Origin of the sequence: Weizmannia acidilactici (genome assembly GCF_008974225.1) — a bacterium.
Taxonomy (GTDB): Bacteria; Bacillota; Bacilli; order Bacillales; family Bacillaceae_C; genus Weizmannia; species Weizmannia acidilactici.
Window position 1 is genome coordinate 41,656 of record NZ_BKZR01000024.1, and the last position, 7,719, is coordinate 49,374.

At 46.2% G+C, this 7,719-nt stretch carries 5 protein-coding genes, 1 pseudogene and 1 riboswitch; of the genes and pseudogenes, 1 reads left to right on the plus strand and 5 read right to left on the minus strand.

Annotation, left to right across the window (positions count from 1 at the left end; all coding sequences use genetic code 11):
- Nucleotides 1-6: 6 nt before the first annotated feature.
- The 5 genes from GBH70_RS10170 to thiT all read right to left on the minus strand — a co-directional run bounded on the left by GBH70_RS10170 (nt 7) and on the right by thiT (nt 6,441).
- Nucleotides 7-2,172 (minus strand): DNA topoisomerase III, encoded by a 2,166-nt coding sequence (locus GBH70_RS10170; protein WP_151680938.1) that lies wholly within the window; start codon nt 2,170-2,172, stop codon nt 7-9.
- Between the two features lie 211 nt (nt 2,173-2,383).
- A complete protein-coding gene (locus GBH70_RS10175) occupies nt 2,384-3,178 on the minus strand; it encodes a LysM peptidoglycan-binding and 3D domain-containing protein (RefSeq protein WP_151680939.1) in 795 nt (264 codons plus the stop codon).
- A 212-nt stretch (nt 3,179-3,390) separates the two neighbouring features.
- Nucleotides 3,391-4,920 carry an FAD-dependent oxidoreductase gene (locus GBH70_RS10180; protein ID WP_151680940.1) on the minus strand — a complete coding sequence of 510 codons (1,530 nt, stop codon included), beginning with the start codon at nt 4,918-4,920 and terminating at the stop codon, nt 3,391-3,393.
- 66 nt (nt 4,921-4,986) lie between these two features.
- The gene (locus GBH70_RS10185) at nt 4,987-5,448 is read right to left on the minus strand and encodes a CBS domain-containing protein (RefSeq protein ID WP_151680941.1); all 462 of its coding nucleotides are present in this window, start codon (nt 5,446-5,448) and stop codon (nt 4,987-4,989) included.
- A gap of 402 nt (nt 5,449-5,850) precedes the next feature.
- The gene (thiT, locus tag GBH70_RS10190; protein WP_151680942.1) at nt 5,851-6,441 is read right to left on the minus strand and encodes an energy-coupled thiamine transporter ThiT; all 591 of its coding nucleotides are present in this window, start codon (nt 6,439-6,441) and stop codon (nt 5,851-5,853) included.
- 51 nt (nt 6,442-6,492) lie between these two features.
- Nucleotides 6,493-6,593, minus strand: a riboswitch (TPP riboswitch).
- A gap of 524 nt (nt 6,594-7,117) precedes the next feature.
- Between thiT and GBH70_RS17810 the strand changes: the two are divergent.
- Nucleotides 7,118-7,719 (plus strand): annotated as a pseudogene (locus tag GBH70_RS17810) (IS110 family transposase); the annotation flags it as partial.

Consider the following 7,719-nt stretch of genomic DNA (forward strand, 5'->3'; position numbering starts at 1 on the left):
GCGGGGTTAACCCTCCGTTTTTTCTTTTCCAAAAATAAAGCGCAGTTTTTCTTGTTCCAGTTTCAGTTTGGCATCGAACGCCTTTTCATTTTTCTTGAATCCTTTGATGAGGTTTGTTTCTTCGCCGGCTAAAAGTTTTTTTACATTCGCCTGGCTGATTTTTTTGCCGAGTATGACTTTCGGAAGCGTAAAGGTGCATCCCGATTTTTGATAGGCGCTGCAGCCGTAAAAATTGCCTTTATCAACGATATCGCCGCCGCATTTCGGGCATTTGCCCATCTTTTTGCCTAATGTATATTTCGATTTCACCCTTTTGATCTCATCCACTTTCAAACCGGAAAAATCCCATTCGTTTGCGGATTGGACTGCATCGTGCACAATTTTGGCTGACAGCTTTTTTGACTGTTCCATGAAGCCAGCCGGGGATGCCTGCCCTTTCCCGATTTCCCGGAGACGCTGCTCCCATTTTGCCGTCATTTCCGGGGAGGCGAGGATTTTACCGCCGACCGCGCGGATGAGCACTTTCGCTTTATCGGTTGCATATACCTGATTTTTCTTCACTTCGATATATTTACGCTCTTTTAATAAAGTGATCACCCCTGCCCTTGTTGCTTCCGTCCCGAGCCCTTCGACATCCGCCATCACTTTTTCAAGTGCTTCATCTTCAATAAATTTTCCCGCTGTTTTCATAAGCGTAATCAGCTGTCCTTCCGTATACCGTTTCGGCGGCTGGGTTTTGCCTTCTTTTATCTTGACATCCTTTACAATGCCCTTATCCCCCTGTTTGACTTCCGGCAAAATGCGGTCTTTCTCTTTTTCATTTGCAAAAATGACTTTGCGCCAGCCTTCTTTTTCCATCTGCGTGCCTTTTGAAATAAATTCGGCGCGCCCGTCCACCAGCGTCTTAACCGTAGTATAATGATAAACCGCATTTCCGTAATGGGCGGCAATGAGACGTCGCACAATCATATCGTAAATTTTCCTCTCGTCATTCGGAAGATTTTCCGGGTTTACCACCTGTTCAGTCGGGATGATCGCATAGTGGTCAGACACCTTTTTTTCATTCACGAAGCGTTTATTGTTGATGATGGAGGGGTGCGGAAGCGGGAAAAACGGGGCATACTCAGGATAAGTCTGCAGTTTTTGCAAAATATCCGGAAACGTTTCGGCTTCCCCTTTTGTGACGTAATTGGAATCGGAACGCGGGTAGGATACGATCCCTTTTTGGTACAGAGACTGTACCAGATCAAGCGTTTTTTTCGGTGGGAATTTAATAGCCTGGTTTGCGGCCGCCTGCAGTGACGATAAATTAAACAGAAGCGGGGGCTGGAATTCTTTTCTTTCTTTTTTAAGCGCCGCAACTTTTGCCGGTTTTTGTCGGCAAAATGCGGCGATCCGCTCCGCCATGGCGGGGTCTTTTAAACGCGATTCGCCATTTTTTACCCACTTTCCTTCGTATTGTTTGTCATCAAATTGAAACAAGGCGGTGACTTCCCAAAACGGTTCAGGCTTAAAATTTTCGATTTCAAGTTCCCTTTTTACAATTAAAGCAAGGGTCGGCGTCTGGACGCGTCCGACAGAAAACACATCATTGATCCCTTTTTGCTTTAGAAGCAGGCTGTAGACGCGCGAGGCGTTCATGCCGACAAGCCAGTCCGCACAAGCGCGAGCATATGCCTCATGATATAAAGAACTGGTATCTTCGTCATGTAAAAGATTCCGGAACCCTTCCTTGATCGACTGCGGTGTCAGAGAAGAGATCCATAAGCGCTTCAGCGGCTTTTTGATGCCGGACAAATGGATGATATTGCGGATGATCAGCTCCCCTTCTCGGCCGGCATCGCCCGCATGGATAATCTCTGTCACACGCGCATCTTTCAGCAACTTTTTGACGGTATGAAACTGCTTATATTTCGTTTTGGAAACTTCATATCGGAATTTTTCCGGAATGATCGGCAGCGTTTCAAGCTTCCACTGCTTCCAGGCGGGGTTATAGCTTTCCGGCTGCACGAGCTGCGCCAAATGGCCGACCGCCCATGTGCAGTAGGCGCCTTCCGGGAAAATGTCATTGGGACGGATCTCGATATAGCCCTGGCGTTTTACAAAGGGAAAAACCGAACAAAGGGTGAGCCCCTGGTCGGGTTTTTCGGCGATGATCAATGGAAACGACAAACTCAACCACTCCTCTCGATTTCTAACCTTACTTTACAATGTTTTCCGGAAAATGCCAAGGCAAAATAAAAAGCCCGGCTAAACAAAACACTTCGTCTGAGCTTTGTTTAGCCGGGCGGCCTCCAAAAATTCAGTTGATCCCCCATCGTACCCTTTTCACTTCCTGATGTATATGCTATTTTTTTGTTTCTTCCATTTGCGCATAAACACATTAGTCCAAAATCGTCACCTGGATCGTGCGGCGCCCCCAGTTCATTGCTTCACCCGTATTCGGCACAAGGACGTCGATGCGGTTCCCTTTGATGGCACCACCGGTATCGCCGGCAACAGCCGTTCCGTAACCTTCCACGTACACTTTTGAGCCGAGCGGAATAACATTCGGGTCAACGGCGATCACTTTTGCGTCCGGATTGTTTTTCAAATTGATGCCGGTCGCCGTTACGCCGGAACAGCCCGGATCATTGGCCGTATAAGCCGTTGCCGTTACGGTTATTGTCCTTCCTTGCGGGCGGGAAGTGGTTTTTTCGGATGTTTGTACATTTACCATCGGCTTTTTCACTTCCACCCTTGCCTGATCCGTATTCGTTTTTGCCTGAACGGAGACGTCTGCAGAATCATCCTTCACCGTAATCTTGCTCCGGGGATTGGTATGGATGACAATTTCGTCATTTGGGAAAATGATGTTGGATGGCAGGTCGTTCCATTTTTTTAATTGTTCGACCGTTACTCCATATTTGGCCGAGATTTCCGAAAGGGTATCCCCGGCTTTAATGACGTAAACTTTTTTCGGGGAAATTTTCAGTTTTTGTGCAGGATAGATGGTTTCTGTGGAAAGCTGGTTCCATTGCTTCAATTCTTTGACGGATGTGTTGTATTTTTTTGAAATCCCCCAAAGTGTATCCCCCTGTTTTACAGTATAAGTATCCGGGGCGGCGGCTGAAGCATTGGCAGCCATCACACTTGTTAATGTCACCGCAGCCGCGAGTGCTGTTACTGCTTTTTTCATAAAATGCAACCTCCTCTTTTTGCCGACTTTCCGCCAACACCAAAAATGCTAACATAATGAAGTAACAGCCCGATAACGGGAAAGTGTTGATTTGGTTACACAAAAAGCAGCCTTTGTAATATCGTGAAAAATTTGTAACATAGGCATATTGTCATAGTTTCGCGCATAGATACAAAAAAACACCGTCGAATTTCGGCGGTGTTTTTCAAACTTTACTCCTGGTATTCGATTTTTGTCAATGGGTCTTTTGCCGGCCCTTCTACAACTTCCCCTGTAAAAGAAAATCTTGAACCGTGGCACGGGCAGTCCCATGTCCGTTCCCCTGAGTTCCATTTCACTTCGCACCCCATATGTGTGCAGGTCGTATCGAGGAGATAGATGTTTCCCTCGTTATCCTTATAAGCGCCTGCCCGCTTTCCGTTGATACGGACAACGGCGCCTTCATCCGGTTCCAATTGTTCCAATGGTTTATCCGGCAAATCAAACTTTCCTTTTACAAGGTGCTCTGCTACATCCACATTTGCGGAAACGAAATTCTTTACCATTGGATCCGCTTCAAAACGCTGCGGTGCGAACATTTCCACATAAGGATTTTCTTTTTGCAAAATCAGATCACGCATGATCAGGGCGGCAACATGGGTGCCCGTCATCCCCCATTTTCGGAAACCGGTCTCAATGAAAACATTCGGTTCCATTTTCGTAACCGGCCCGATATAAGGGATTTTATCCAGTGTCGTTAAATCCTGCGCCGACCACCGGCAATAAAATGTTTCAATCCCGAATGTTTTTTCGGCGAATTCCTGCAATACTTCATAATGCCGGATCATCGGACCGCCCTGGCCGGTTTTATGGTTTTCGCCCCCGACCAAAAGCAGTTTTTCACCTTCCGCTTCCACTTCACGGAAGGATCTCGTTGGCTGTTCGGTATTGATATACATCCCGCCCGGAAATGGCTTTTCGGGCTTTACCGCAATTAAATAGGAACGTTCCGGGTACATTCTTGTAAAATAAAGCCCTTTTGCATCGTAGAAAGGATAATGCGTGCAAATGCAGACGTAATTGCAGGAAATCGTGTGCCCTTTTTCCGTTTTGATTTTAATCGGGTTGCCGTATTCAATGTCTTTAGCCGTTGTATTTTCGAAGATCGGGACTTGCTTTTCCATTAAAAATTCGACTAAAGCTTTTAAATACGAAAGAGGATGGAATTGTGCCTGGCGTTCCATTTTTACCGCTTTTTTCGCGGGGATCCCGTCCGGCAGCCTATCCAGCCATTCGCCATGGATACCGAGCGTATCATATGCCCGCATTTCTTTCTCAAGTTTTTCAAAATAATCATCCGAATTAGTGTAAAGAAAGGCAGCCTGATGGGAAAAACTGCATGAAATGTCGTTTTCACGAATGATGTTTTTAATCAAGGACGCGGCCGCTTCATTAGCTTTGTAATAAAGCCCGGCCCTTTCTATGCCGATATGCTGGATCAGTTCATCATAAACGAGGCCGTGTTGTGCCGTAATTTTCGCCGTTGTATGGCCGCTTGTGCCGTTCGCAATTTCTCCCGCATCAAAAAGCACAGTTTTTATTCCTTCTTTTGCAAGCAAATATGCCGTCACAATCCCGGCCATTCCTGCGCCGGCAACCGCCACATCCGCCTCAATGTCTTCTTGCAATGAGGGAAAACGCGGTAGTGATACTGTTTTGCGCCAAATTGGTTCCGGATAATGCGGAATTGATTTTTCGTTCATCGTTTAACCTCCCGAGTCAGACTCTCAATAATAGTCTTCCCCGGAGAGGAAAACGTAAACATGATTTTAGCTGTTGATCAGTTTTGTTGTAATTTGGCGCATAATGTCACCCCTGCTGATGACGCCTACAACGCGCCCGGCCGGATTGACAACCGGCAATTTTTTAAAATGGTGTTTGGCTAAAATACTTAAGGCGTTTTCAAAATCGTCATCCGGTTTCACCGTATACAGTTCCCGCCGTTTCATGATTTTTTCAACAGGCAAGTCAAGGCTTTGCGCAAGCTTTTCGTTAAAATCTTCACGTTCGTTCACGACGATTGTGATATAAAAATCGTAGACCGTCCGCGCTTTCGGCTGCAGGAAGCGAATGACATCCCCGTCGCTGATCATTCCGAGCAGCTTCCCCTGTCCGTCGACGACAGGGACACCGCCGATTTTATGGTCAACAAGCACTTTTAACAGCTCCCGGATCGTTGTTTCTTTTTTCACTGTTATCACATCGCGGATCATAAAATCTCTAACTTCCAATTAAATCGCCCCTTGTGGTTATAAGGTTTACAATTATTGTAAACCTTTACCGAATGGGAAGCAATGAGAAAACAGCCTAGCCTATTTTAGGATATTGGTTTGCCTTAATGTCCAAGGCTGCCCGGGTCGGTATATTTGCCGTAATCCGGAACCGCTGCTTCGTCAAAACGCGGTGCCAAGTTTTGAAGGCCTTCCCTTCAGTTCAGCGTCCGACATCGGGATAACGTTGCTGCAGACAGCACTCGATGCTTCAGCCGTAGGAGTCTCTTCTTACCCGCTTAAATCCAAAATATAGACGGTCATCAACAATAACATTTAACAGAGCCAAAAAGAAAAAGCGGATATGCCCCGCGCAAGGGAGACATGCCGCTTTCACATTTAAAACCATCCAATTTTTATCCTTTATGCCGCTTTCCGGTGTTCGTGCCGGTATTTTGTCAACAACTGCGGCGCGGCATTAAACAGAACTACTGTGATCGCCGCACACAAAACCGTATTGCCGATCATCGTGCCGCCGTTAACGATTAGCGAATACATAAAAGCGGATTGTCCAGCCGGCGCGTAAGACCCCCAAAAAACAATTCCGGCGATAAAATGCCAGAAATACCGGGCGATGCTGCCGACGAGAACCGAAAGGGACATCCATACAGACATGGCCCCTTTATGCCCTAAGCAGCTGCTATTTTGGATCAGCGGGCGCAATAACCCTGCGAAGCCGATAAACGAAAAGGCGACCGGATATTCCATAATGCCTTGCACCGGGTTCAAAATGTCGTTCGCATCTCCTGTGACAAGCTGCAGGAGGCTCCAAATAAAGCCGGACAATACGCTTGCCATGAATCCCCAACGGAACGCCACTACAAAGATTGGCATCATCGCAAACGACAAGGAAATGCCCGATGTCACTTTTATGGACGGCAGCAAATCCAACACCATCGAGAATGCTGCAAAAATCGCCGCTTCAATCATGGCCTGCAAACTTAAATTTTTCATTAAAAAATCCCCCTTTTGGCATGCATGAACATAACTGACCATGGGAGACAAGAGAAAAGCATTCCACATCCCTACGTCAGCATTAACTGGACAGGTTCAAAGGGTCAGAACTTCACGTTCACTCTCAGCTAAACGCTCCCCCTGTGGTTACGTTCATGAAGTTGTCAATTTTTAATATAAACCTCTTTTTGCAACATTTCAACAAAAAAGATTATTTGTATGTGTTAAGTTTTTCTCGACACTGTTTAAATATCGGGTATTCCAAGACACCCTCGTATAATAAGTTTCGATCCTATTAAATGAGTCAATTTCAGTTGAATGATTGTTCTTTGACAAGTGAATCTTTGATGTTTTCGGGTCGAGCCCCGAAAACATCAATTTAGGACTTGGGCGTTTCGTGATGTTCCTAGATAATGTTCTTAGGATCATTTGGGTTAACGTTGAGAACACTCTGTAGCTTTGACTACTTAAAAAGTCTGCGTCCCCAGTTTTTGCCCGACCTTCTAACCCGTAGGCTGTTCCTCCGGTGAACACCACGCTGAACGTGGCAGCGTTCAGACGCAGCTCGTGGCTCCGGATGAGTTCTGATAAGCGAGGCTGATTGATCGGCAAACCATCTGGGGGCATCCCGAAGCGCCTGATCCCTTGATCCTAAAATGAAAGGAGGTTCAATCCAATGAAACTTTTTGTCGGAATTGATGTAAGCTCAAAGGACATGAAAGCCTGCCTTATGAATCAGGAAGGCGAAACGCTTAGCACCCTTACAGTTGCGAACAACTTGCCAGGTGTTACTGAATTGCGTAATGCCATTGTCCATACATCATGGGTTCACCATATCAAGATGATCTAAATTGGTATGGAAGCGACGTCTGTCTATAGTTGGCATCCGGCCATATTTTTTAATCAGGATGATCTGTTAAATCAGTGAAATTCTAAGGTCTATGTGATCAACCCCAAACAGATCAAAAACTTCAAAAAGGCTTATGCCGAAATGGATAAGACAGACATGAATGATGCCTGGGTCATTGCCGACCGGCTTCGTTTCGGGCGCTTGAAAAAGACGCTCATCATGAGTGAACAATTCCAAGCCCCGCAACGCCTCACACGGATGCGGTTCCACATTACCGAAAACATGACACGGGAGAAGCAAATGTTTCTTCAGCACCTGTTTTACAAGTGTAGCTCCTTCACCACAGAGGTGGATCAGTCCGTGTTTGGAACCACTCTTTTGGATTTCTTAATGGAGGCCTACAGCTTGGATGAAATCGCCCAAATGCC

Coding starts and splice junctions, on each gene's coding strand:
- GBH70_RS10175 (WP_151680939.1), bottom strand. CDS start 3,178: ATGAAAAAAGCAGTAACAGCACTCGCGGCTGCGGTGACATTAACAAGT.
- GBH70_RS10180 (WP_151680940.1), bottom strand. CDS start 4,920: ATGAACGAAAAATCAATTCCGCATTATCCGGAACCAATTTGGCGCAAA.
- thiT (WP_151680942.1), bottom strand. CDS start 6,441: ATGAAAAATTTAAGTTTGCAGGCCATGATTGAAGCGGCGATTTTTGCA.